This window comes from Histidinibacterium lentulum, assembly GCF_003789055.1.
GTDB lineage: Bacteria > Pseudomonadota > Alphaproteobacteria > Rhodobacterales > Rhodobacteraceae > Oceanicola > Oceanicola lentulus.
The window spans coordinates 532,098-555,849 of record NZ_ML119082.1 but is presented as its reverse complement, the minus strand read 5'-3'; the positions used below and the strand labels follow the sequence as shown (position 1 = coordinate 555,849).

Annotated in this window: 24 protein-coding genes; 9 read left to right on the top strand and 15 right to left on the bottom strand. The window is 69.9% G+C overall.

Going from position 1 to position 23,752, the window contains the following annotated elements; genetic code table 11:
- Positions 1 to 79 precede the first annotated feature (79 nt).
- Genes EAT49_RS05680 through EAT49_RS05670 form a run of 3 tightly spaced genes read right to left on the bottom strand, consistent with a single transcriptional unit; the run spans position 80 to position 2,398 of the window.
- Positions 80 to 778, bottom strand: a complete 699-nt coding sequence (locus EAT49_RS05680) for an FAD-binding oxidoreductase (protein WP_123641316.1) — start codon at positions 776 to 778, stop codon at positions 80 to 82.
- A gap of 16 nt (positions 779 to 794) precedes the next feature.
- Positions 795 to 1,619, bottom strand: coding sequence for an alpha/beta hydrolase (locus EAT49_RS05675; RefSeq protein ID WP_123641315.1), 825 nt, complete (start codon positions 1,617 to 1,619; stop codon positions 795 to 797).
- Entirely contained in the window at positions 1,616 to 2,398 is a 783-nt protein-coding gene (locus EAT49_RS05670) for an SDR family NAD(P)-dependent oxidoreductase (RefSeq protein ID WP_123641314.1), read from the bottom strand. The genes EAT49_RS05675 and EAT49_RS05670 overlap by 4 nt, the downstream gene beginning before the upstream one ends.
- Positions 2,399 to 2,598: 200 nt before the next feature.
- On the opposite strand from EAT49_RS05670, the gene EAT49_RS21700 reads away from it, so the two are divergent.
- The 3 genes from EAT49_RS21700 to EAT49_RS05660 all read left to right on the top strand — a co-directional run bounded on the left by EAT49_RS21700 (position 2,599) and on the right by EAT49_RS05660 (position 4,886).
- Positions 2,599 to 2,733, top strand: coding sequence for a hypothetical protein (locus tag EAT49_RS21700; protein WP_281274720.1), 135 nt, complete (start codon positions 2,599 to 2,601; stop codon positions 2,731 to 2,733).
- Positions 2,734 to 2,747: 14 nt separating this feature from the next.
- Complete coding sequence (locus EAT49_RS05665; protein ID WP_123641313.1) at positions 2,748 to 3,776, top strand: hypothetical protein; 1,029 nt, start codon at positions 2,748 to 2,750, stop codon at positions 3,774 to 3,776.
- 105 nt (positions 3,777 to 3,881) lie between these two features.
- Positions 3,882 to 4,886 (top strand): SDR family oxidoreductase, encoded by a 1,005-nt coding sequence (locus tag EAT49_RS05660; RefSeq protein WP_246003768.1) that lies wholly within the window; start codon positions 3,882 to 3,884, stop codon positions 4,884 to 4,886.
- A gap of 63 nt (positions 4,887 to 4,949) precedes the next feature.
- Here EAT49_RS05660 and EAT49_RS05655 read toward each other — a convergent pair whose 3' ends face one another.
- The 12 genes from EAT49_RS05655 to EAT49_RS05600 form a co-directional block, all read right to left on the bottom strand.
- The gene (locus EAT49_RS05655; protein ID WP_123641312.1) at positions 4,950 to 5,423 is read right to left on the bottom strand and encodes a hypothetical protein; all 474 of its coding nucleotides are present in this window, start codon (positions 5,421 to 5,423) and stop codon (positions 4,950 to 4,952) included.
- A 401-nt stretch (positions 5,424 to 5,824) separates the two neighbouring features.
- The gene (locus EAT49_RS05650; protein WP_123641311.1) at positions 5,825 to 6,265 is read right to left on the bottom strand and encodes a sugar dehydrogenase complex small subunit; all 441 of its coding nucleotides are present in this window, start codon (positions 6,263 to 6,265) and stop codon (positions 5,825 to 5,827) included.
- Complete coding sequence (locus tag EAT49_RS05645; protein ID WP_123641310.1) at positions 6,262 to 6,876, bottom strand: c-type cytochrome; 615 nt, start codon at positions 6,874 to 6,876, stop codon at positions 6,262 to 6,264. Before EAT49_RS05645 ends, EAT49_RS05650 begins: the two co-directional genes overlap by 4 nt.
- Positions 6,873 to 7,625 (bottom strand): cytochrome c oxidase assembly protein, encoded by a 753-nt coding sequence (locus EAT49_RS05640; RefSeq protein ID WP_123641309.1) that lies wholly within the window; start codon positions 7,623 to 7,625, stop codon positions 6,873 to 6,875. The genes EAT49_RS05645 and EAT49_RS05640 overlap by 4 nt, the downstream gene beginning before the upstream one ends.
- A 1-nt stretch (position 7,626) precedes the next feature.
- Positions 7,627 to 7,929 (bottom strand): hypothetical protein, encoded by a 303-nt coding sequence (locus tag EAT49_RS05635; RefSeq protein WP_123641308.1) that lies wholly within the window; start codon positions 7,927 to 7,929, stop codon positions 7,627 to 7,629.
- The gene (gene ctaD, locus EAT49_RS05630; protein ID WP_123641307.1) at positions 7,929 to 10,454 is read right to left on the bottom strand and encodes a cytochrome c oxidase subunit I; all 2,526 of its coding nucleotides are present in this window, start codon (positions 10,452 to 10,454) and stop codon (positions 7,929 to 7,931) included. Before ctaD ends, EAT49_RS05635 begins: the two co-directional genes overlap by 1 nt.
- Positions 10,455 to 10,584: 130 nt before the next feature.
- The gene (coxB, locus tag EAT49_RS05625) at positions 10,585 to 11,526 is read right to left on the bottom strand and encodes a cytochrome c oxidase subunit II (protein ID WP_123641306.1); all 942 of its coding nucleotides are present in this window, start codon (positions 11,524 to 11,526) and stop codon (positions 10,585 to 10,587) included.
- Positions 11,527 to 11,568: 42 nt separating this feature from the next.
- Positions 11,569 to 12,447: a c-type cytochrome gene (locus EAT49_RS05620; protein WP_123641305.1), complete on the bottom strand. Its 879-nt coding sequence runs from the start codon at positions 12,445 to 12,447 to the stop codon at positions 11,569 to 11,571.
- Positions 12,448 to 12,458: 11 nt separating this feature from the next.
- Positions 12,459 to 14,237, bottom strand: a complete 1,779-nt coding sequence (locus tag EAT49_RS05615) for a GMC family oxidoreductase (RefSeq protein WP_123641304.1) — start codon at positions 14,235 to 14,237, stop codon at positions 12,459 to 12,461.
- 3 nt (positions 14,238 to 14,240) lie between these two features.
- Complete coding sequence (locus EAT49_RS05610; protein ID WP_123641303.1) at positions 14,241 to 14,948, bottom strand: gluconate 2-dehydrogenase subunit 3 family protein; 708 nt, start codon at positions 14,946 to 14,948, stop codon at positions 14,241 to 14,243.
- 67 nt (positions 14,949 to 15,015) lie between these two features.
- A complete protein-coding gene (locus tag EAT49_RS05605; protein WP_123641302.1) occupies positions 15,016 to 15,705 on the bottom strand; it encodes a potassium channel family protein in 690 nt (229 codons plus the stop codon).
- Between the two features lies 1 nt (position 15,706).
- Complete coding sequence (locus EAT49_RS05600) at positions 15,707 to 17,248, bottom strand: TrkH family potassium uptake protein (protein ID WP_185020663.1); 1,542 nt, start codon at positions 17,246 to 17,248, stop codon at positions 15,707 to 15,709.
- Positions 17,249 to 17,306: 58 nt separating this feature from the next.
- On the opposite strand from EAT49_RS05600, the gene EAT49_RS05595 reads away from it, so the two are divergent.
- The 6 genes from EAT49_RS05595 to EAT49_RS05570 all read left to right on the top strand — a co-directional run bounded on the left by EAT49_RS05595 (position 17,307) and on the right by EAT49_RS05570 (position 23,739).
- Positions 17,307 to 18,344 carry a sodium:calcium antiporter gene (locus EAT49_RS05595; protein ID WP_123641300.1) on the top strand — a complete coding sequence of 346 codons (1,038 nt, stop codon included), beginning with the start codon at positions 17,307 to 17,309 and terminating at the stop codon, positions 18,342 to 18,344.
- A 91-nt stretch (positions 18,345 to 18,435) separates the two neighbouring features.
- A complete protein-coding gene (locus EAT49_RS05590; RefSeq protein WP_123641299.1) occupies positions 18,436 to 20,079 on the top strand; it encodes a GMC family oxidoreductase in 1,644 nt (547 codons plus the stop codon).
- A 2-nt stretch (positions 20,080 to 20,081) separates the two neighbouring features.
- On the top strand, positions 20,082 to 20,711 hold the full coding sequence (locus EAT49_RS05585) for an exopolysaccharide biosynthesis protein (protein ID WP_123641298.1): 630 nt from the start codon (positions 20,082 to 20,084) through the stop codon (positions 20,709 to 20,711).
- 82 nt (positions 20,712 to 20,793) lie between these two features.
- The gene (locus EAT49_RS05580) at positions 20,794 to 22,401 is read left to right on the top strand and encodes a sodium:solute symporter (RefSeq protein ID WP_123641297.1); all 1,608 of its coding nucleotides are present in this window, start codon (positions 20,794 to 20,796) and stop codon (positions 22,399 to 22,401) included.
- 4 nt (positions 22,402 to 22,405) lie between these two features.
- Positions 22,406 to 23,536, top strand: coding sequence for a mechanosensitive ion channel family protein (locus EAT49_RS05575; RefSeq protein ID WP_123641296.1), 1,131 nt, complete (start codon positions 22,406 to 22,408; stop codon positions 23,534 to 23,536).
- Positions 23,533 to 23,739 carry a hypervirulence associated TUDOR domain-containing protein gene (locus EAT49_RS05570; protein WP_123641295.1) on the top strand — a complete coding sequence of 69 codons (207 nt, stop codon included), beginning with the start codon at positions 23,533 to 23,535 and terminating at the stop codon, positions 23,737 to 23,739. The genes EAT49_RS05575 and EAT49_RS05570 overlap by 4 nt, the downstream gene beginning before the upstream one ends.
- Positions 23,740 to 23,752: the final 13 nt, after the last annotated feature.

The window sequence follows — 23,752 nt, the reverse complement described above, 5'->3', positions numbered from 1 at the left end:
GTCATGCTCCCGTGGGCCGGGCTTCTGCCCGCCCCCCCTTCACGCTCCGCTGAAACGCACCTGCCGCCCGCGACCCGGCCTACGTTTCCTCGAACATCCGCGCCCTCTCCTCGTCCGCGGGCTTGTCCTCCGTGACGATCCTCTCCTCGCCGACTCCCAGCGACGCGAGCGCCTCGGTCACCGCCTCCGCCATCGGCGGCGGTCCGCAGAAATAGAAGAGCCGGCCTTCCGCCACGAGCGGGGCCAGAAGCTCCTCGTCCACCGGCCCGTCCGGAAATCCGTCCCCTTCCGCATCCGTCACGAAGAGCGTCTCCAGCCCGGCCATGCCGTCCCATTCCTCGCGCAGGATGATGTCCGCCTCCGTCTTGTTGGCGAAGACGAGGCATCGGCCCGTCTCCTCCCTCTGCGCCTGCTCGCGCAGGATCGGGATGAAGGGCGTGATCCCTGCGCCTCCCGCGATGAACACGCCAGGCCCGCGATCCTCGATCGCGCCCCAGGCCGCGCCGATCCGCGCCGTGTCGCCGGGTCTCAGGTCGGGCAGCCGCGCGGTCACCCCCTCGTGGTCGGGATAGCTCTTGATGACGAACTCCAGCCGCTCCGCATCGGGCGCGGACGTGAAGGTGAAAGGCCGACGCTCCTCCTCGATCCCCTCGAGATCGAGCGCCATGTCCGTTGCCTGTCCGGGCCTGAAGGTGAACCCCGCTGGCCGCTCGAATACCAGATGCCAGGTGTCATGCGTCACGGGCTCCTTCTCCAGCAGCGTTATCCTGTGGGCCATTCTCTTTCTCCTTCCGTCATGTCCGCAGATGTCCGGCGATGGCGTCCAGCGCCTCCCGCGCCTCCGGCAGGGCTTCCGGCCAGAGCGGAAAGAGGTGAAAGAGCCCCGGCCAGACCCTCAGGTCCGTCCGCACCCCGGCGAGCGCCGCGGCCCTTGCCAGCAGGAGGGCGTCGTCGAGCAGGATCTCGTCGCCCGCCGCGAGGATCAGCAGCTTCGGCAGGCCACCGAGATCGGCCAGCAGCGGGGAGACCTCCGCCGATGCCGGGTCCGCATCCCCGAAGGCCATTCGCGCCAGCCGGCTGTCCGTGGCGTCGTCGTTCATCGCATCGCTGTCGCGCCTCCGGGTTCCGCTCTGCCCGCTGCGGTCGGTGTTGGGCGAGATCAGCGCCAGGGCGCGGACCCGCGCCGGATCCTCCAGCGCGAGCCGCATCGCCAGATGCCCGCCCGCGCTGTCGCCCACCAGCGCCACCGCCCCCTCCGGCCCGAGCGCCTCCAGCACCGCCCGCGGCCCGGTCATCTGCGCGGGCCAGGGCGCTTCGGGCGCCAGATCGTAGTCCGGCAGCAGCACCGACCCGCCCAGCCTCTCCGCCAGCGCCAGGGCCGCCCAGCCGTGACTTTCCGGACTGCCGAAGACATAGCCCCCGCCATGGAGCCAGACCGCCCTGACCGGACCGTCCCCGGCCCGCGCCACGGCGCATCCGCCCAAGGTCTCCCTCGCCAGCTCGGGCGCGGGGCCCATGAGCCGGGCGAAGGCCGCCCGCATCTCCTCGGGCCCGCCCGTCACCGGCACCGCCCCGATCCGGTCGCGCACCTCCGCCTCGGAGGCGGGTCGCCCGCTCACGTCTCGATCGACCCGACGGAGCCGCCGTCCACCCGCCAGTTCGCCCCCGACACGAAGGACGCGTGCTCCGAGCACAGAAGTGCGATCACCGGCGCCACCTCCTCGGGCCGCCCCCGCCGCTTGAGGTTCAGGAACGGCCGGTCGGACTCGAGGAACCCCTCCACCGCCTCGTCCCGGCTCACTCCCTCGCTCTCGGCCAGCTTGTCCATCATCCCGTCCGTCATCGGCGTCTCGATGAAGGCGGGCGCCACGCAGTTGACGCGCAGCCCCTCTTGCCCGTGGGCCATGGCGAGGCTCTTCGAGAAACTCAGCAGCGCGCTCTTGGCGACGTTGTAGACCGTCTCGTCGGGATAGGGCTGGGCGACATTCTCCGAGGTGACGAAGACCATCCGCCCCCAGCCGCGCCCGATCATCCCGGGCCCGAGGTGCCGCGACAGCCGCACCGCGGACATGAAATCCGTCTGCCAGGCGTGCTCCCAGTCCTCCTCTGTCATCTCGAGCGGATCGCCCTTGGCCCCCGTGACCCCCGCGGCATGGACGAAGATGTCGAACTCCTTTCCCACCGCGTTCACCAGGTCCACGGCGCCCTGGGGCGTCGAGAGATCGGCGGCCTGCGCCCGGCCGCCGGTCGCCTTCGCCACCGCGTCGAGCTGGTCCGGATCGAGATCGGTCAGCGTCACCTCGACACCCTCGGCGGCGAGGAGCCGCGCCGTCTCGCTGCCCATGCCGCCGCCGGCGCCGGTGATGAGGGCGGTCTTGCCCGAAATGCCAAGGTCCATGTCACTCTCCGATAAGATCCTGTGTCCGGGGATGTGCCGCTTCGGCCGTCCCGGCGTCATCCCGCCCAACACTTGTGGCAAAGCCCGGTTCCGCGCCCTCTCCGCCCGGTCCGGCCGGAACATCGCCCGCCTGCTTTGGTTGTGAAGCCAAGGGGCGCTGCAGGCCGGCCCCATATCCAACCGCCGCAAAGGAGACCGCGATGCCCGCGTTTCTGAACACGATCCGCAAGAGCCTGGCCGACTGGCTCGGCGATCTCGCCGACGCCGTGCTGCCGCCGCGTGCGCCACAGCGTCGGCCGGTTCCCGTTCCGGTCCGTCCGCGTTCGCCCAAGTGACAGGAGAGACACCCATGACCTACAACACACCCGACGATCCCCGCGTCCCCCTCGACAGTGCCGGCCGCCCGCTGAAGCGGACGGTGGATCCCCATGCCGGTCCGATCTCCGCCGAGGAGGACATGTGGAGCCGCGACGCCGCGGCCGCCCGCGATCCCTGGCTCGACGATCCCGCCTCCGATCCCTACGTCGACGACCCCTATGCCTATGGCGACGACCTCGGGCTCGGCCCGGAGGACGACCCAGACCGCTTCTACCCGGGCTATCTCGACGAGGATGACGATGACGACGGCGGCTATGTCTCCACGGCCATGGACACCGTCCGCCGCAACCCGGTGGGCAGCGCGATGATCATCGCGGGCCTCGCCCTTCTGGCCGCCCCCCGGGTCGAGCGCGACACCGTCCGCGCCCAGACGCAGCGCCTCCAGGAGCGGGTCCGTGGCCGCTATGCCGGGACTGAAAGCCGCACCCGCGGGCAGTTCGCCCAGCAGCGGGACAAGCTGAGCGGCCGAACCCAAGAGCTGCGCAAGCGCATCACCGAAGGCACCGAGGACATGAGCGAAGAGGCGCGCAAGCGCGTCATCGCAGCCCGCCGCCGGGCGCTCGACATGTCCGAACAGGCCCGGGAAGGCCTGCGCAGCGGCGCCTCGGGAACCAACCGGATGATCCGCGACAACCCGCTGGCCGCCGGCGCCCTCGCCGTGGCCGCGGGGGCCGCCATCGCCGCGGCGATTCCCGGCTCGCGCATGGAGAACCGCCGCCTCGGCCCCATGGCCCACCGCTTCTGGGACGAGGCGCGCGCCGTCTTCGAGGAGGAGCGCGCCCGCGTCGTCGCCGGCGCCAACGCCGCGATGGACGAGGCCCGCTCCGTGGCCACCGAGGCCGTCCGCGACGTCAAGGACGCCGTCCCCGATGGCGAGGAAGTCGTCGACCGGACCCGCGACCAGGCCCGGGAGGCCGCCAAGCGCGTCTCCGAAGCCGCCCGCGACGGCGCCAAGGCCGAGGGCTCGAAGTCCGAAGGATCGGGCTCCGGCAAGTCCTGAGCGCCCGCCGCTCCCGCCGCGAGGCCCGGTCCCCCTTTGGCCGGGCCTTTCGGCTTCCTCCCGCGATCGACAGCTGCGCCGCATCCGGCGCGCGAAAGGCATGACATGGACCAGTTGCACGGAAAGACCGCCATCGTCTGCGGCGGCTCGGCGGGCGTCGGCCGCGCCACGGTGGATGCGCTCGTGGCCCGGGGCTGCCGCGTCGGCGTGATCGCCCGGGGCGAGGACCGGCTGGAGGAGATTGCCCGCGCCTACGGTCCCGGCGAGGGCGGACTGCCCCGCATCGTGACAGCCAGCGTCGATGTCTCCGACCACGAGGCCCTCGAAAAAGCCGCCGACGCGCTCGCGGCGGAACTCGGCACGCCCGAGATCTGGGTCAACTGCGCCATGCTCACCTCGTTCTCGCCCTTCCGCGAGGTGGAGCCCGCCGAGTTCGAGCGCATCGTCGCCGTCACCTTCCTCGGCCAGGTCAACGGGTGCCGCGCCGCCCTGCGCCTGATGACCCGGGGCGCTATCGTCAACGTGGGCTCCGGCCTCGCCTACCGCTCCGTGCCCTTCCAGTCGGCCTATGTGGCCTCGAAACACGCGATCAACGGATTCACCGGCTCGCTCCGGTCCGAGCTGATCCGCGAGGGGCGCGACATCACCCTGTCGCTCGTGCAGCTTCCCTCCATCGACACGCCGCAATTCGACTGGGCCCGCAACCGCCTGCCGCGGCAACCGAAGCCCGCCGAGCCGGTCTACAGCCCCGAAGTCGCCGCCGACGCGATCCTGCGCGCCGCGCTCGAGGGGCCGCGGGAACTGCTCGTGGGCAACACGGTCCTGAAACTCTCCGCGGGTCAGGCGGTGGCGCCCGACTGGCTCGACCACAAGCTCGCCGCCGACGGCGCCGAGGCGCAGATGTCCGACCGGCCGGAGGAGGGCCCCCGCCAGGACAACCTCGCGGACCCCGCGCCCTATCCCGCCTCCGCCTCCGGTTCGTACGGCCACCTCGCCGCGGATCGCGCCCTCGTCATCGACGGGGACCGCGCCCGCTGGACCGCCCTCGGCGGCATCGCCCTCACCGGTTTCGCCCTGGGCCTCGCCCTGGGTCTCCCGAAAAGGCGATGAACCCCGTCCCCCGCGGTCTGCCCGGGTCCGCGCCGCAACGCGGGCGCCTGCATGACCGGGCGGTTACCAGCCGCGCGGAACCTGCGGCGCGAACCGGGCGATGGCCTCGCGCACGCCCCTCGCGCCGCCTGTCAGCATCAGGTCGTTGACGATGACCTCTTGCCTGCCCAGCCGTGCCGCGACCGGCGAGCCGGGGCGCAGGACCAGCCGAAGCCGCCGGACCCCCCTGTAGCCGACCACCAGGTCGCACCGATCTAGTTCGGACCACGGGATCGGGTCGGACATCAGCCGCAGATCCGTCAGTCCGTCATGGTCCACCACGACGACCGCGGCGGTCTTGCGCAGGCGCGTCAGGGACCAGAGGCCGAACCCCGCCATGGCGGCGATCGCCAGCAGCAGCACCGTCGTATCCCGGGTCAGGGTCGGAACACCCGAGGGAAAGAGCAGGACCCACCACACGACCGCCATACCGAGGAAGACGAGGCCGAATACGAGGTTGAGGGTCCGGTTCTCCGGAAACTCCGCACGCTCGGTCATCTGCCGCCCGGGGCGTGACCACGGCCTTTCGGTTCTGCGGGTGTCATGGGCGTTTGCCTTCCAGACGACCTGATCTGCGGAATTCATCGGTCTGACGAAGGGGCAAGACAAGCGTAATTCACGCTGGTGGCGGATTGCCTCGCGCAGATGCGCGGTGGGGCCGCGTCGCTCTCCTGCCGGGTCAGCCAACGGATCGCAGAAAGATCGGAGCAGGGGTCAGGACGACGGGTCATCCCTCTTGTCCGTTCCTGCTGCACGGACTCACGTCATGGCGCCACGCCGGTGCGGATCACTCGGCACACATTTCTCAAGACGCCCATATCCCACCGTCCCGAAACCCGTTGCGCAGGATTCGGATGCGAAATCAAGGACATGAACCCCCGTCTCATCGTGAACGCCTGTCAGCCCGGCAGCTCCGGCGGCTCAGACCAGTATCCCGGAACCCCCCCGCACCAGCTCGGCACGTTGTTCGTCTCCTCGATCGCCGCCCATTGAAGCGCGCTCGCATAGCCCAGCCGCACCGGCTCGCCCTCGTCGCCCTCGGGCGCCAGGATCCCGTGATAGAGCGCCTTGATCGCCCGCCGCTGCGCCGCCGCGTCGCCGTCCTCCATGATCCCGGCCCGGAACACGCCATCCTCTCCCGATGCCTCCGCGAAGGCCGACAGGAGGTCGCGGGGAAGGGGATCGAACCCGGTCAGCTCCCGCAGCCGCGCCGCGAGGTCCACGAAGCTCGGACCCTCCACCCGCGCCACCTGAGCCCGCAGCGGAGCCGCCGTGGCGAGGGCCGAGAGCGCCAGCCCGCCCGCAAGCAGCGACCGCCGGGAAAGCCTCGCCTCCGTCATTCCACATCCACCCCTTCGCGCGAACTGGCGTACCACGCCGCCAGCTCGCCGATCTCGCTCTCCGTCAGCCGGCTCGCATAGGCGCGCATCCGTCCCATCGGGTCGCTCCGCCGGGTGCCGTCCGCATAGGCCCGCAGTTCATGGGCGAGGTAGCTCCGCGGCTGGCCGTGCAGCAGCGGCGCAAGCTGCGCCCGCATGTCCTCCTCGAGGCCGTGACACATGGAACATGGCGCCAGCCCCCGCTCCCAGTCGCCCTCGGTGATCAGCGCCGGCGCCTCGCCCTCCGGCTCGGTCACCCGGATCGGCGGCAGGTCCGCGTAAAGCCGCGCCGCCGCCGCCGCTCCCTCGCCCAGCGCGGTCGCCGTGGCGCTCATCTGCGGATGCTCCCGGTAGTCCTCGCGGTAGGCCCAGAGCTGCCGCTCGATATAGCGCGAGGGCTTGCCGTTCAGCACGGGATAGAGCGCCGCCTCCTCGGGCGGCGGCCCGGAGGTGACGTGGCAGGTCGTGCAGTCGAGGATCGCGTTGGACTGCGCCCGCGCCCGTTCCGGCCAGAGGATCAGCACCAGCGCGATCAACAGGGCCACGGCGAGGATGATCTTCCAGTGTCTCACGTCGAACTCTCCTGCGCGGCCAACGTCCGGCCGCCCGCGGCTGTTCCCGCGAGGAACCGCCGCGACAGCACCAGCGCCACGCTGACCGCCATCAGGAGTCCCCCGCCGACCCACATCAGGGCGCCCGCCAGCGCCTGGTCCGCCAGCGCCGACAGTCCCCAGAGCGGCGCCGTGCTCAGGTGCCAGACGTGCCAGACCGAGGGCGACAACACGATCAGCACCGCGTAGAGCGTCATCTGCGCCGCCGTCACCGCCACCGCGAGGAAGGCCGCGAATGGGGCCTCCCGCACCGCCGCCACGAGCGCCGACCACAGGAGCACGGCCGCCCCGAACAGCGACAGGTGCATCGCCCAGTAGACGAGGTCGCTCTCCAGCGTCGCGGTATAGGGCGCGGGCGCGTGCCAGATCCAGAACGCCGCGGCGAAGAGCCCCGCCGCCGCGAGCGGCGGCATCCGGACGGAGGGCAGCGCCGCCGCGATCAGCGGGGCGGCCACCAGCGTCAACATCAGATGCTGCGCAACCCGCGCGGAAAACAGCGCCATCGACAGCGCGCAGAGCGGCGACACGAAAAGGAGCGCGACCAGCACCCAGCCCCCCGCCATCAGCCGCCGGTCCCGCGCCAGCCACAGCCCGAGACCCAGCGCCACAGCCAGCCCGGCAAGCAGGGCCGGATCGAGTAGCCAGCGCGACATCAGCGCCCCCGGCTCGGGCGGCGGGCCGCAGAACGGAACGTAGGCGAGAGGATCCATGTCAGCCTCCGCAGGTCTGGAAGAGAAGGACGAACGCGCCATCCGCGACGATGGCGGCGGCGAAGATGCCGCTGCTCCAGAGAAGCGCCCGGCGGACGCTCTCCGCATTGGACAGCCGGAGCGGCCAGAGCGCCAGCACCACCCCGAGGACGGTCAGGATCAGCCCCGCGATCCAGACCGTACCCATACCGATGAGCGCCCTCTGCGCGCAGGCCGCCGAAATGAGCGCGTAGATGAGGACGAAATGCACCGCCCAGACAAGGCCGGGGGCGACAAGCGCCAGGATATCGCGCCCGCGCTCCATCACGCGCCTCCCGTCAGGGCGAAGGCCAGCAGGAGACCCGCCGTCGCCAGCGCCATCGCGGCGAGGCCCTTGGCATAGGTGGCGAGGTTGAAGGCGTGCCGCGCCTGCCCGGGTCGCGTGGCCCCGGTGAGATCGCGGGCGAGGTTGAACAGCCCCCAGAGCACCGCGGCCGCCGACAGGACGGCGACGAAGGTCACCGTGGCCCAGATCACCGCGCCCAGCGCCGTGTCGAAGGGCGAGACCGGCAGGATCGCCCAACCCAGCGCCGCCGTCGTTCCTGCAGCGAGGAGGGCCGTGAGCCCCGACATCGCGCCGCTCGCCCCGATCCGCTCCGACAGCGCCCACCGGCGGGCAACCGTCCCCGCGACGGCCATCGCCAGGGCGGCGCCCGCGGCGAGGATGAGCGGCAGTCCGAGGGGCCGGACCGTCAGCTCCGCGAAGTCCGGCACGACGTTCCACAGGTAGAGCCCGCCGAAGATCAGGGAGGCGTGGAGCGCGAAAAGCACCAGCAGCAGGCCCACGACCACCACATGGGTGTGACTGCGCCGGTCGGCGAGATCCACCGGCAGCGTCCGCCCCATCCCGTCCGGGCGCAGGACCCCGGCGTCCGAGGGCTCCCAGGCCCAGAGAAGGAACACCAGCACCGAGAAGCAGAGACCCGCGAGCGAGATCCAGTAGAACGAGGCCAGAAGCGCCCCGAAGGCCACCGCCAGCCCCAGTGCCGCGAAGAACGGCGTCCAGGTCGGATGCGGCAGGCGCGCGATCTGGATCGGCTCGCCGGTGATCGGGTCGCAGGAGATCGTCTCCCGCCGGCTGTCCGCCGTGCCGCGCAGGACGCCGTCGATCCGCTCCGCCCGCCGGTCCGTCAGCTCGGGCTGGTCCCAGAGCGGCTCGCGGCTGCGCACCGCAGGGATGGCGTGGAAGTTGAAATTGGGATTCGGCAGCGGATAGAGCCATTCCAGCGTCGCGGCGCCCCAGGGGTTGCGTCCTGCATGGGGGCCGACCCGGCGGTGCCGGATGAAATCCACCACGAAGAGCAGGACGCCCGCGGCGAGGATGTAGGACCCCAGCGTCGACAAAAGGTTGAGCCTGTCCCAGCCGATGCCCTCGGGATAGGTCGCGATGCGCCGCGGCATTCCCCGCATCCCGGTCAGGTGCATCAGCAGGAAGGTCAGGTTGAAGCCGGTGAACATCAGCCAGAAGACCCAGCGCCCCAGCACCTCCGACATCATCCGCCCGGTGAAGAGCGGCGCCCAGTAGTAGAAGGCGCCGAAGAGCGGAAAGACCATGCCGCCGATCAGCACGTAATGCAGATGCGCCACGACGAAGTAGCTGTCATGGGCCTGCAGGTTGAAGGGCACGCTCGCGAGCATGACGCCCGTCAGCCCGCCCAGGACGAAGATGAACAGGAACCCGAGGATGAAATGCATGGGCACCGTCAGCCGCGGCCGCGCCTCGGCCAAGGTCGCGATGAAGGAGAAGATCTGCACGCCCGTGGGCACCGCGACCATGGTGGACGCCGCCGAGAACAGCGTCAGCGACAGGATCGGCAGGCCGGTGGCGAACATGTGGTGCGCCCAGAGCCCGAAGGAGATGAACCCCATGGAGATCACCGCCGCGACGACGAAGCCGTAGCCGAAAAGCGGCTTGCCCACGAAGGTGGGCAGCATCGTCGCCACCATGCCCGCGGCGGGCAGGAAGATGATGTAGACCTCGGGATGGCCGAAGAGCCAGAAGAGGTGCTGCCAGAGCAGGGGATCGCCGCCCAGCGCCGCGTCGTAGAACGGCAGGCCCAGGAGCCGCTGGGCCTCGAGCAGGATCGAGCCGATGATCAGCGGCGGAAAGCCGACGGCGATCATGAAGGCGAAGATCAGGATGTACCACGCGAAGATCGGCATCTTCGTCAGCGACATGCCGGGCGCGCGGGCGCAGAGGATGGCTGCGATCAGCTCCACCGCCGTGGCGACCGAGGCGATCTCGGCGAAGGTGATCCCGATGAGCCAGAAGTCGGGTCCGGCGCCCGGCGAATACTCGTTCGACGACAGGGGGGTGTACATGAACCAGCCGCCGTCCGGGGCGGCGTCGAAGAGGAACGACGACATCAGGATGATGCCCCCGAACAGGTAGCACCAGTAGCCGAAGGCCCCGAGCCGCGGAAAGATCAGGTCCCGCGCGCCCAGCATCATCGGAATGAGATAGACCGCGAACCCCCCGAGAATGGGGATCGCGAACAGGAACATCATCAGCGTCCCGTGCATCGTGAAGACCTGGTTGTAGGTCTCGCTGTCGAGGAAGGTGTTCCCGGGCACGATGAGCTGGGTCCTGACCAGGAGCGCGAGGACCCCGGCGATCAGGAAGAAGCAGAAGCCCGTGACGATGAACCGCTTGCCGACCGCCTGGTGGCTGACGGCGGACCAGTAGCGCAGGCCCCGCGGCTGCTGCCAGATCTCGTCGAAGGTCTTGCCGGGCTCGCCCTTGCGCGCGCCGCCGTAGGGGGTCCGGGTTTCGGGATCGGTCACCGCCATTGCGCGGCTCCTTCGGGGGCGGCGGCGCCGACGGAGGGGGCGCTGCGCCCGTCGCCCGCGGCGACTCCCCCCGGATATGTCGGGCCGGAGAAACGGGGGAGACGGTGCTCCGGGCCGTATGGGTGGGCGGTCATCGCAGGCTCCCCAGCCACTGGGCCAGCGCGCGCAGATCGGGGCCGGACAGGTGAGCGTAGGAGGGCATGTTCGCGCCCGGCTTCATGTCCTGCACGTCGGCGATCCAGCCCGCGAGACTGCCTTCGTTCATCGGCCACATGCCCGCGCCCAGCGCGGCGCGGCCGCCCACGCGGGTGAGGTCCGGGCCGAGCCGGGCGCCCTCGGCCACGCCGCGGACGGCGTGGCAGGCGGCGCAGCCGGCCTCGAGAAAGACCTCGCGGCCCCGGGCGGCGGGTCCCGCCACGTCCGCCGCATCCCCCTGCAGGTCCTCGAGGAAGGCGCGGAAATGGTCGGGCGGCACGGCCACCATCTCGAAGGCCATCAGCGGATGCGACAGGCCGCAGAACTCGGCGCATTGCCCGCGGAAACGGCCGGCCTCGGTGGCGGTCATCACCGTCTCGTTCACCCGGCCGGGGATCATGTCCATCTTGCCCGCGACCTTGGGGACCCAGAAGGAATGGATCACGTCCTCTGATTTCAGCACGATCCGCACCGGGACGCCCACGGGCATCACCACCTCGTTGGCGTCGCGGATGGCAAGGCCCCCGGGGTCGTAGACGACGTCCCACCAGAACTGGTGGCCGGTCACCTCGATCGTCAGCGCCGCATCCTCGCGTCCGCCCGCCACCGCGCGCAGGACGCCGGTGGAGGCCACGAAGAGCAGCGCCAGCACCACCAGCGGAAAGACGACGCCGCCCCCGAGGATCCACCAGGTCCGCCCGCCCGTCTGCCGCCGCCAGGCGAGCCAGACGAACGCCATGACAATGACGAAGATCGCGGCGCCCCCCAGCGTCATCGCGTTGGTCAGACCCAGCGCCGCCGCGGCGCCCTCGCCCGCGGGCAGGAGGCTCGACTGGGCGCCGAACACGCCCAGGGTGCTGTCGGCACGGTCGGTCATGCGGCGCCCCGCGGACTGATGGCACGGCTGGTCATGGCGGGCCTAGTCGCCGAGCGGCAGGAGGGCGTTCGCATCGGGCGCGGCGACGGGCTCTTCCTGCTCAAGGATGCGGACGGCTCCCCCGGACCCCTCCCGACGATCCTCCTCGGGCCGGACGCGGGCGAAATACTCCGAGACCGCGCGCATGTCCTCCTCGGTCATCTTGTCAGCGATGGTGGACATCACGTCCATGGCGTCGTTGTCGCGGATTCCGGCCTTCCAGAGCTGCAGCTGCAGCACCATGTAGTCGGCATACTGCCCGGCGAGGTAGGGGACCGAGGGCGGCAGTCCGGAGCCGCTGGCCCCGTGGCAGTTGACGCAGGCGGGAATGCCCTGTTCGGCCGATCCCACCGCGGCGAGCTGGCCGCCCCATTGCAGCGTCAGGCCGTTGACCTCTCCGCGCACGGGCCGGAAGGGTGCATCCACGGCAGCGTAGTAGAGCGCCACCGCCTCCATCTCCGCCTCCGTCATGCGCTCGGCGATGCCCGACATCACGCGGTTCGGACGCGAGCCTTCGGCATAGTCCGCGAGCTGCTTGTAGAGATACCAGGCGGGCTGGCCGGTAAGACGCGGAAAGGCGCCGGACCCGTCGCCCTGCCCGTTGGCCCCGTGGCAGGTGATGCAGGCCATGGAGGAGCCGCCCGCCTCGGTGCCGCCCATGGCCACGAGCCGGCCCGCCTCCAGCGTCGCCTCGTCCACGGGCTCGCGTCCCGGCACGACGAGCGCGTCGTCCGGTTCCTCGAGCAGGCGGTCGAGATCGTCCGCCGTCGGCCCCCCGGTGAAGGGCGCGTAATCCTGGGCGTCCGTCAGCATCGGCACGGCCACGGCCACGGCGATCGCGACAGCGGCGCCGGCGGTCAGTCTGGTCTTGCGCGTCGGCATCGCGGTCTCCTTCAGGCGTCCATCAGCGGGCGGGGATCGGGCAGGTAGTCCCGCTTCATGTGCTCGATCGTCCAGTAGGCGAGCCCCATCAGCGGACCCGTGGGGTTGTAGCCGAGGTTCTGCGGAAAGAGGCAGGCGCCGAATACGAAGACGTTGTGGTAATCCCAGTGCTGTCCGTAGCGGTTGACCACGCTCGTGGCGGGATCGGTGCCCATGACCGCGCCGCCGGTGTTGTGCGTGGTCTGGTAGGGCACGATGGAATAGGCTTCGCCCTCCGCCGCGTTGTTGCTGGTGGAGATGTGCCGCACGCCCTCCATGTTCCGGGCGATCTCCTCGGCGCGGTCGAGCACCCAGGCCGCCATCCGCCGGTCGTTGTCGGGAAAGTCGAAGGTCAGCCGCAGCAACGGCTGGCCGTAGTCGTCCGTCCAGGTCGGGTCGAGGTCGAGATAGTTCTCCGGCACCGACATCGAGGAGCCATGGCAGACGATCCCCACATGGTGCGCATAGGTCTCCCGCAGGGCCTGCTTCCACTCGAGGCCCCAGGACGGCGTTCCGGGCGGCACCGGCTGATAGTTGATCGGCCGGCCGTTCGTCTGGTTGGCCGAGATGTAGCCGCCGCCCACGAAACCGAGCCCGGTGTGATCGAAATTGTCGCCGTTGTAGTCGTCCACCGTCATCCCCAGCGCGCCCGCGCCGATGAAGGGGTTCGACCAGACGTCCTCCTCGAAGATCACGGAAACCGCGGCGATGGTCTGGTAGGCATAGTTGCGGCCCAGCGTTCCCTCGCCCGTGGCGGGGTCGTAGCGTTCGCCCAGGCCCGAGACGAGCATGAGGTGCACGTTCCAGAGCCCGTAGGCATTGAGGCACACCACGTCCGCCGGCTGGAACACCTCGCGCCCCTCGGCATCCACATAGGTCACCCCGGTGACCGTCTGCCCGTCCGAGGATTTCTCGACCCGGAGCACATGGGTCTCGAACCTCAGCTCGAAATTCTCGTGCCCCTTCAGCCGGTCGTAGATGCAGATGATCGGGTCCGCCTTGGCATAGTAGCCGCAGCCGAACCGCTCGCAGAAGCCGCAATAGGTGCAGGGATGAAGCTGCGCGCCATACGGGTTCTCGTAGGACTGGGTGACGTTCGCCGAGGGCATCTGGAACGGATGCAGCCCCATGCCCTGCGCCGCGTCGTGAAACCGCTGCAAGGGCGGCGGCGTCTTCATCGGCGGGTTCGGGTAGGGCGCGCTCCGCGGCCCCTCGAAGGGGTTTCCGCCCTCCTGGATCTCTCCGCCGATATTGCCCGCGATGCCCGCCGTCCCGCAGATCCGGTCGAAGAAATCGAGATGCGGCTCGAGTTCGTCATAGGTGACGCCCCAGTCTTGCACGGTCATCCCGTCGAGGATGCTGGCACCGTAGCGGTCCGTGTAATGGCTGCGCATCTCGAGATCCGAGGGCAGCGGCCGCCAGAGCTGGCCGTTCCAGTGGATGCCCGCGCCACCGAGCCCCTTTCCGGGCAGGAAGGACCCCAGCCGCCGCATCGGGAGCGCCTGTTCGTCCCGGTTGTTGCGGAACGACAGCGTTTTCACCGGCGTGTCGATCATGTGCTCCTTGCGCCGGGCGTATTTCAGCTCGTCATGCTCCTCGGGGCCGGCGAAATCGGTGGCGTCGTGGCGGTAGCTGCCGCGTTCCAGCACCACGCAGCGCTGCCCGTTATGGGCAAGCTCGTAGGCCGCGGCGAGGCCGGTCCAGCCCGCACCCACGATCACCACATCTGTCTTGGGAAGCGTCGTGACCATGCCTCAGCCCCCCCGCCGCGCGCCGGGGAACTCCGCCGGGCGGTTGGTGCCGGGGACATGGGCGATGCCGCGGGGCTGGACGGGGTAAGGGGCGTTCACCTCGACGAAATCGAGGTAGTAGGCATGGGCGCCGGGGAAGCCCACCATCTCCCAGCCCGCGTAGTCGCGGTTGCCGCCATAGATCGGGTCGGCGAAGTAGCCCTCGCGCACCAGCGCCCAGAGCTCGTCGAATAAGCCCGTCGCCGGAATGTCCGGGCCGATGTCCGTCTCCCCCTCGCTCAGCCGCGTCATGGCGTCGTTGCGCCCCTCGGCATCGAGATCGGCGAGCGGCGTTCCGCTGTCGCCCATCAGCGCGATGCCGCGGCGGAAGAGATCGGCGGGCGTGTAGGGCATCTGCCAGCCCTGGGCCGACGTCCCCTGCGGGAACGGCCCCTTCAGGTAGAGCGTGGCCCCCTGGCCGTAGGGCCCGGCCAGCTGCAGGTCGATGAAATCCACGACCCCCGCCTGGGTCGCCGACGGAAACTCGTCGCCCGGGATCAGCGTGTCGCCCGCCGCCGCGAAGAACCTCGCCTCTGCATCCGACAGAAAGAACCACGGCCGCCCGTCGATCCTCTGGAACGGGTTCTGCGCCTTGGCCGGTCCGGGGACAGCGGCCGACAGGCCGGCGGCGCCAAGACCCATCAGCACCGCACGGCGGGAGAAAGGGATCATCGGGGCGGCTCCTTTCGCGGGATCGGTGAACTGGCTTCAAAACGGTCCCGGCCGGAGCTTGTTCCACCTAGTCCTCCTCGCCGTCCTGTCGGGTCTCCTCCTCGCCGCGCTCCTTCGACATGATCTCGTCCATGCGCTCCTGTGCCTCGGGCGCCACGGCGACGATCAGCCCGTCGCCCTCCTCGAGCCGGGTGTCGTTCTCCACGAGCCGCTCCTCCTCGCCCCGGGACAGGGCGATCACACGCACGTCTCGGGGCAGATCGAGATCGCGGATCGTGTTCCCGGCGCAGGGCGCGCCGACCTTGTAGAACAGCACCTCGAAGGCCCGGTGCGTGCGCAGGTCCAGCGAGGCCTCGCTCTTTTCCTCCAGCGAGCGCACGATGGAGCGGGCAACGGTGGCATGGGGCGTGATCAGGTTCTCGAGCTCCAGCTCCTCGCAGACCGCCAGAAGCTCCTGCCGCACGATCTGCGGGACAACCCTCCCGAAGCCGACGGACTTTCCCACGAGAGCCGCGAGGATGTTCTCGTCGTCCTGGTTGGTCAGCGCGACCAGCGCGTCCGCATGGTCGCCGAAGGCATCCCTCTGCACAGAGGGCAGCGACCCGTCGCCCTCGATGAAGCCGCAGTCGAGCTCTTCCGCGAGGTGCTCCAGCTTGGTCGCATCCTTGTCTATCAGGACGACCTCGTGCCCGTTCTCGATCAGCTGCTCCGCGGTCGCGATCCCGAACCGGGACGCGCCGATGATGACGATCCGCATGTCATGCTCCTTTCCGGCTGTTCTGAAACGGACGCGGCGACCATGTGCCGGGCGAGAGCACGACCAGAAGCGCGATGAACTCGAGCCGCCCCAGCAGCATCGCCGCGATCAGCACCGCCTTCAGCCCCGGCGCCAGATCCGGCCCGGTCAGACCCGACGACAGCCCCACCGTCGACAGCGCCGAGACGATGTCGAAGAGCGCGCCCAGCGCATCCTGCCCCGCCGCGAGAAAGATCACCCAGGCGGCGAGCAGGGTGCCGGCATAGAGCAGCGCCACCGCCACCATGCCGATCAGCCGGTCCGGCGAGACCTTGTGGCCGTGCTCCTCCAGCACGGTGACCGCCCGCGGCGGCGCGCGCATCCGCACCGAGGTGAGCGTCACGGTCCGTGCGAAGACCACGAGCCGGTCCACCTTGAGCCCGCCCGCCGTCGAGCCTATCCCGCCCCCGATCACCATGCCCGCGAGGATCATCGCCACCACCGCCGGCGCGTTCGAGACGGCGCTGACGGAAAAGCCCGCCGTGGTGGCCCCGCTGGCATAGTTCAGCGCCGCCGCGAGGATGCCCTCCGGGTCCGCGCCCGCGCGCCACGCCAGCCCCGCCGTCAGGGCGAGTCCCGCCAGCAGCAGCGCCAGCACCGGCCCGGCGTTGCTCTTCCGAAGCGCCAGCCGCGGCCCGCTGCGTTCCGCGATGATGTAGCCCAGCAGCGACACGGCGGTGGCCGCGCAGATGACCAGCGTGGCGACCTGCGCCGCCGTGCCGTAGCTCGCGAGGCTGTCAGGCCGGGGCGTGAAGCCGCCCGTGGACACGGCCGTCAGCGCCACCGCCACCGCCTCCCACCACGAGGGCATCAGCGGCAGCAGGAGCAGGATCGCCGCCATCGTCAGCAGCCCGTAGACGATCAGCAGCGACCGCGCCTGCGCTCGGGTCGAGCTGATCAGGTCGCGCTCGCCGATCCCCGCCTGCCCGATGGACTGCGCGGCGCCCCGCGACCCGCTGCCGGGACCGAGGATCAGCGCCACGCCCGCCACCGCGATGGCGAAGCCGCCGGCCCATTGCATCCACGCCCGCAGGAGGTGCCCCGCCAGCGGCCAGTCCATGGTGTTCTGCGCCAGCGTGAGCCCGGTCGAGGTGATGCCCGAGACGGATTCGAACAGCGCATCCAGTGGCGGCATCCCGAGGGCGAGGAACCCGGGAACCGCGAGGATCGCGACCACCACGAACAGCAGCACGAAGACCGCCATCCCCTCGATCTGCCGCAGACCCGGGGGCGGTCCGCGCCGGCGTGCCGCCAGTCCCGCGCCGAGCGGCAGCGCCACGCCCGGCGCCAGCGCCAGCGCCAGCGTCCACTCCGCCTCTCCGAGGGCCAGCGCCCAGGGCGGCACGAACACGGCGGCCACCACATGCCCCTGCGATTGCAGGGCCTTCCAGACCGCGGCGGGGCGTGCCGCCCAGATCACGTTGCGCTGGCCGCCTGACACGTCCGCCTCTCCGAAGGTTCCCGACAGAACCAGCGGCCCGGCCCGGAGGTTCCCGAAGGTCATGCCGCCGGACCCCGGAAGCTGTGGCTGAACCAATCCGGCCCGCCGGGGTTGTGGGCTCATGTTCGGCGCCCTTTCCACACCGATCCTTCTGGGCGTCTTCGCCGTCGCCGCGCTGGTCATCGTCTTCGGCGGCACCAGGATGACAGGCCAGGCCGACCTGATCGCAGACCGCACGGGCCTCGGCGAGGCCATCGTCGGAGGCGTGCTCCTCGGCGCCTCCACCTCGCTCTCGGGCACCATCGTCTCGGTCACCGCCGCCGTCGACGGCCGCGCCTCGCTCGCCTTCTCGAACGGCATCGGCGGCATCGCGGCGCAGACGGCGTTCCTCGCAATCGCCGACGTCGTGCACCGGCGCGCCAATCTCGAACATGCCGCCGCCGACATGGCCAACGTCTTCCAGGGCGCGCTGCTGATGCTGATGCTGGCCCTGCCGCTGGCGGCGTGGCTCGGACCGGACGTGACCCTGCTCGGCGTTCATCCGGTGTCGGTCCTGCTGCTCGCGATCTACCTCGGCGGCGTCTACGCCACCCACCTCGTGCGGCAGAAGCCCATGTGGGAGGCGGTCGAGACCACGGAGACCGATACCGACACCCCCGACGAGGAAGAGGCCGACGCGCCCTCCACGCCGCGTCTCGTGGCTTCCTTCGCGGCTCTGATGCTCGCCATGGCCACTGCGGGCTGGGTCGTGGCGCAGGTGGCGGGCGAGCTCACCGACCGGTTCGACATCCGCGCCTCGGTCGTGGGCGCGCTGATGACCGCCGTGGTCACCTCGCTGCCCGAACTGATCACCACCCTCGCGGCCGTGCGCCGCGGCGCGCTGCAACTGGCCATGGGCGGGATCATCGGCGGCAACACCTTCGACACGCTGTTTCTCGTGGCCGCCGATGGCGCCTACCGCGAGGGGTCTCTCTACCACGCGGTCGGCCGCGACGATCTCTTCTGGATCACGGTCGGACTGATCATGACGGCGATCCTCACCCTCGGGCAGCTCTTCCGGCAGAAGGAGGGTCCCGGGAACATCGGTCTCGAAAGCGTGGGCATCCTCGTCGTCTATGCGGCGGCGATCCTGATCCAGACCCTCGCGGGCGGCGGCTGAGACCTCAGGAACAACCCCCGCGCGGGACGCGTTTCCGGGCCGTGCCGGCCGCATCGCGCCGGACATCCGACAGCGACAGAGGACAGCACCCATGGCCCCCACCGATTATCCGCTCACCCCGGACGTGCTGATCGTGGGGGCGGGCGTGGCGGGGGCGATGGCAGCCGAAAGCCTCGCTCGGCGCGGCCGGTCGGTGCTGATGCTCGAGGCCGGGCCCCGCATCGCGCGCGACGCCATCGTCGCCGACTGGCGCCGCAGCGCCGACACCCATTTCATGGCGCCCTATCCGAACCCGCCCCATGCGCCCGCACCCCGGCCGACGGAATGGGGTGAGCACCTGATCCAGACCGGACCCGACCCCTACAACCAGCAGTACGTCCGCGCCGTGGGCGGGACGACCTGGCACTGGGCCGCCGCCACCTGGCGATTCCTGCCCAACGATTTCCGGCTGAACTCGCTCTACGGGGTGGGGCGGGACTGGCCCCTCTCCTACGACGACCTCGAGGCCTACTACCTCGAGGCCGAGACCCGGATGGGCGTCGCCGGGAGCAACGACGAGGCCGCCGCGTCTCCCGACACCGTCCTCGCCCCGCGCTCCGCGCCCTATCCGATGGACGAGCTGCCCCTCAGCTACATGGACCGCACCATCGCCGAGGCGCTCAATCCCCACGGCTTCCAGATGCTGACCGAGCCCGTGGCCCGCAACAACCGCATCTACGACGGCCGCCCGCCCTGCTGCGGCGCCAACAACTGCATGCCGATCTGCCCCATCGGGGCCATGTACAACGGCATCCACGGAGTCGAGGCCGCCGAGGCCGCGGGCGCCCGCGTGGAGCCCGACGCCGTCGTGACCTTCGTCGAACTCGACGCCGAGGGCGTGGCGCAGGCGGTCCTCTTCAGGCGCCCGGACGGCGCGGAATGGCGTGTCGCCGCCCGCCAGATCGTGCTCGCCGCCAACGGCATCGAGACGCCCCGCCTGATGCTCCTGAGCGCGCAGGAGACCGCGCCCGAGGGCATCGGCAACGCGACCGACCAGGTGGGCCGCTACCTGATGGATCACCCCGGAACCTCGGTCGTCTTCGACATGCCCGAGCCGGTCTGGCCCGGTCGCGGCCCCCAGGAGATGACCTCGATCCTGCGCTGGCGCGACGGCGAGTTCCGGTCGCGTTACGCGGCGAAGAAGCTGCATCTCTGGAACGCCTCCTCCGTCGCCGGCATCGTCGACGAGAAGGTGGAGGAGGGTCTGACCGGCGCGGAGCTGCGCGAGACCGTCCGCGATCTCGCGTCCCGCCGCTGCGCGATCAACAACTTCCACGAACAGCTTCCCCTCGCGCGCAACCGCCTGACGCTCTCGGACAGCCAGACCGACGGCCTCGGCCTTGCCCGGCCCGAGATCTGGTGGGAGGTCGGCGACTATGTGCGCGACAGCGCGCGCCACAGCGCAGAGGTCTACCGCGAGATCGTGGACATCCTCGGCGCGGAGCTGGTCTCGGTGGACGACGGTTCGGACGGCTTCGCCAACAACAACCACATCATGGGCGGCACGATCATGGGCACCGACCCCGAAACCAGCGTCGTGGACGCCGACTGCCGGGTCCACGGGACCGAAAACCTCTGGGTCGCGTCCTCCTCGGTCTTTCCCTCCTCGGCCTGCGTGAACTCCACACTCACCATCGCCGCCCTGTCCCTGCGCCTCGCCGACACGGTCGAACTCCGCCTGCGCGCGGCGAACTGACCATGACCGACGCGACCGAACACCCCCAGGACCGCGCGCACCCCGTGCAGGACATCGTGAACCGCCTCGACAGCGTCGCCCAGGGCGACAGCGTCAGCCTCGGCGAGGCGGTCGAAGCCTTCGGCGAGCGGTCCTTCCACCCCGTCCTCATGGTGCCCGCGCTTCTGGTGCTCTCGCCGCTCTCCGGCATCCCGCTCTTCTCCTCGCTCTGCGGCATCACCATCGCGATCATCTCCGCCCAGATGATCTGGCCGCACCGGACGGAGCTCTGGCTGCCGGATTTCCTGACCCACAGGAAGGTCACCGGCGCGCGCGCCAGATCCGCGCTGTCGAAGCTCTGCAAGACCGCGACATGGCTCGACGACCATTCCCGCGAGCGCTTTTCCGTGCTGATCCGCCGCCCCGGCCGCTGGGTGATCGAAGCCGCCTGCCTGCTCTGCGGCCTCGCCATGCCGTTCCTCGAGATCGTGCCCTTCTCCTCCTCGATCCTCGGAGGCGCCGTCACGCTCATGGCGCTGGGCCTTCTCGCCCGCGACGGCCTTTTCGCCGTCCTCGGCCTTCTGGTGATGAGCAGCGTCGGCTTCGCCATCATCACCGTGGGCGGCAGCCTGACGGGCTCGGGCGCCGGCTGACCGCCGCGCTGAAGGAACACCCCGGGTTCACCCAAGGTTGGACCCGCAACCGCACGCCAGCCTCCCCAAAGGAGCCATCCCCATGGGCGACGCCACCTTCGACCTCGCCATCATCGACTACGTGATCGTCGTCGCCTATTTCGTCGTCATCATCGCCCATGGCGTCTATGTCTCGAAGAAGATCGAGGGCAAGGGCTCCGACGGCTACTTCCTCGCCGGCCGCTCCCTGCCCTGGTACCTCATCGGCTTCTCCCTCTTCGCGTCGAACATGTCGGGCTCGTCCTTCGTGGGCACGCTCGGCGGCGCCTACGAGAACGGCGTGGCGATCTACAACTGGGAATGGACGGGCGCCTTCGTCCTGATCATCTTCGCCATCTTCATCCTGCCGTCCTACCTGCGCGCCAAGGTATCGACGGTCCCCGAATTCCTCGAGGAACGCTACGACGTGCGCTCCCGCCGGGTGTTCTCCGTCTTCACCATCCTCGCCATCCTCTTCATCGACACGGCGGGCGCGCTCTACGCGGGCGGACTGGTGATCTCCAACGTCTTCGGCTTTCTCAACCTCTGGACCGCCGTCGCCGTGCTCGCCCTCGTCGCGGGCCTCTACACGATCCTCGGCGGGCTCTCCGCCGTGGTCGTCACCGATACGGTGCAGGCGGTCCTGCTGATCATCGGCGCGGCGGCGATGTTCTGGATCGGCCTCGACCGCATCGGCGGCTGGGAAGAGCTCTTCGTCGACATCGAACCCGAGAAGACCCAGCTCGTCCTGCCCGCCGACAGCGAGTTCCTGCCCTGGTACGGCATCTGGGGCGTGATCCTGCTCGGCTTCTACTACTTTTCGATCAACCAGTTCGTGGTCCAGCGGGCACTGGGCGCCAAGGACCTCAAGGAAGGCCAGATCGGCGCGCTCTTCGCGGGCTTCCTGAAACTGCCGAACATCTTCCTGCTGATCCTGCCCGGCCTCATCGCGCTGAAGCTCTATCCCGACCTCGAGACCCCCGACCTCGCCTTTCCCACGCTCGCCTTCGAGCTCATGCCCATCGGCATCCGCGGCCTGATCATGGCGGCGCTGATCGCCGCGATCATGTCTTCCCTCGACTCCGCGCTCAACTCGGCGGGCACGCTGGTGACCAAGGATTTCGTCCTGCCCTGGAAAGGCGACCTGAACGACAAGGTGCAGATCCGGATCGGTCGCGCGGTCACCGGCATCGCCATGGTGATCGGCGCCGTCACCGCGCCGCTCATCGCCAACTTCGAAAGCCTGTTCAGCTACTTCCAGTCGTCCCTCTCCTATGTCGTGCCGCCCATCGTGGTGGTCTACATCCTCGGCATCTTCATCTCGTGGCTGAACGCCAACGGCGCCTTCTGGACCATCCTCATCGGCCTCGTCATCGGCGTGCCGCTGTTCCTGCTGAAGGAGGTCTTCGACGTCTGGGAGCAGGCGGGCCTGCCCGCGATCCACTACACGGCCATGTCCTCGATCATGATGCTGATCGGCATCGCGACCCATCTCGGCATCAGCTGGGCCACAAAGGCCCCGGAGAAGGAGAACACCAGGGACCTCGTCTGGTCCGCCTCCGAGACGAAGCACCTCTTCGCCCAGCTCGAGCGGCCGATCTGGCTCGACCGCACGCTGCTCAGCGGCATCCTGATCGTCCTCATGGCCGGCTTCGTCATCTGGTTCTGGTAGGCCGATGCCGGAGTGGCTCTCCCGCATCGACGAGACCGTCTCCGGCCTGACTCTGCCGTCCTCGGTCTGGGGTCTCCTCTTCGTGGTCGGCGCGATCCTTGCCGCGGTGCTGCTCCACGGCCTCCTGTTCCGCCTCCTCCTGCGTCGCACCGCCGGCCGCCAGAGCCTGACCGCCGGCCTTCTGCGGCGGGCCCGCCGCCCGATCCGGCTCGTGTTCGTCCTGACGGCGCTCGCCTTCTCGGTGCCCAATGTCAGACTGCCCCCGGGGCTCGACCGCTTCGTCCAGCAGGGCGCCCTGGTGCTGATCATCGTGCTGATCGGCTGGACGCTGATCCTGCTCACCGGCTACTTCACCGAACGGTCCCTCCGCCGCCACCGGCTCGACATCGAGGACAACCTCCGCGCGCGAAAGTTCATCACCCAGCTGAGGGTGCTGCGCCGGGCGGTCGACATCCTGATCGTTCTCGTGACCGCTGCCGTGGCCCTGATGACCTTCGAGAGCGTGCGCCAGTATGGCGTCAGCCTGTTCGCCTCGGCGGGCGTCGCGGGGCTCGTCGTGGGATTCGCCGCGCGGCCCGTCCTGTCGAACCTCATCGCGGGCATCCAGATCGCCCTGACCCAGCCGATCCGCATCGACGACGTGGTGATCGTCGAGGGCGAATGGGGCTGGGTGGAGGAGATCTTCGCCACCTATGTCATCGTCCGCATCTGGGACTGGCGGCGCATGGTCGTCCCGCTCACCTGGTTCATCGAGCAGCCGTTCCAGAACTGGACCCGAGAGACGGCCAGCGTGATCGGCTCGGTCTTCTGGTATCTCGACTACACCGTGCCCGTGGCGGCGGTGCGCGAGAAGCTGACCGAGCTCGTCACCTCCAACCCCCGCTGGGACGGCAATGTCGTCAACCTCCAGGTCACCGAGACCGACCGCGAGACCGTGACCCTGCGTGGCCTGATGAGCGCGCGCAATTCCCCCACCGCCTGGGACCTGCGCTGCGAGGTGCGGGAGGCCATGGTCGAATGGCTCCAGCGCGAATACCCCGAAGCCCTGCCGCGCCAGCGCGGAGAGCTGTCGATACTCGGCGATGCCCGGCACGGGGCCAGGGCAACCGGAAACCGGAATGGAGAGACATCATGAAGCAGGGCGACACCGTCACATGGTCCTGGGGCAACGGCACCGCCGAGGGCGAGGTCGAGGACATCAGGCACGAGCGGACCACCATCCGGAGCGACGGCTCGGAGATCACCCGCAACGGCACCGGCGACAATCCGGCAGTCGTCATCCGGCAGCAGGACGGCACGAAGGTCCTGAAGCTCGCCAGCGAACTCGACGGCACCTGAGCGGGGGCTGGGC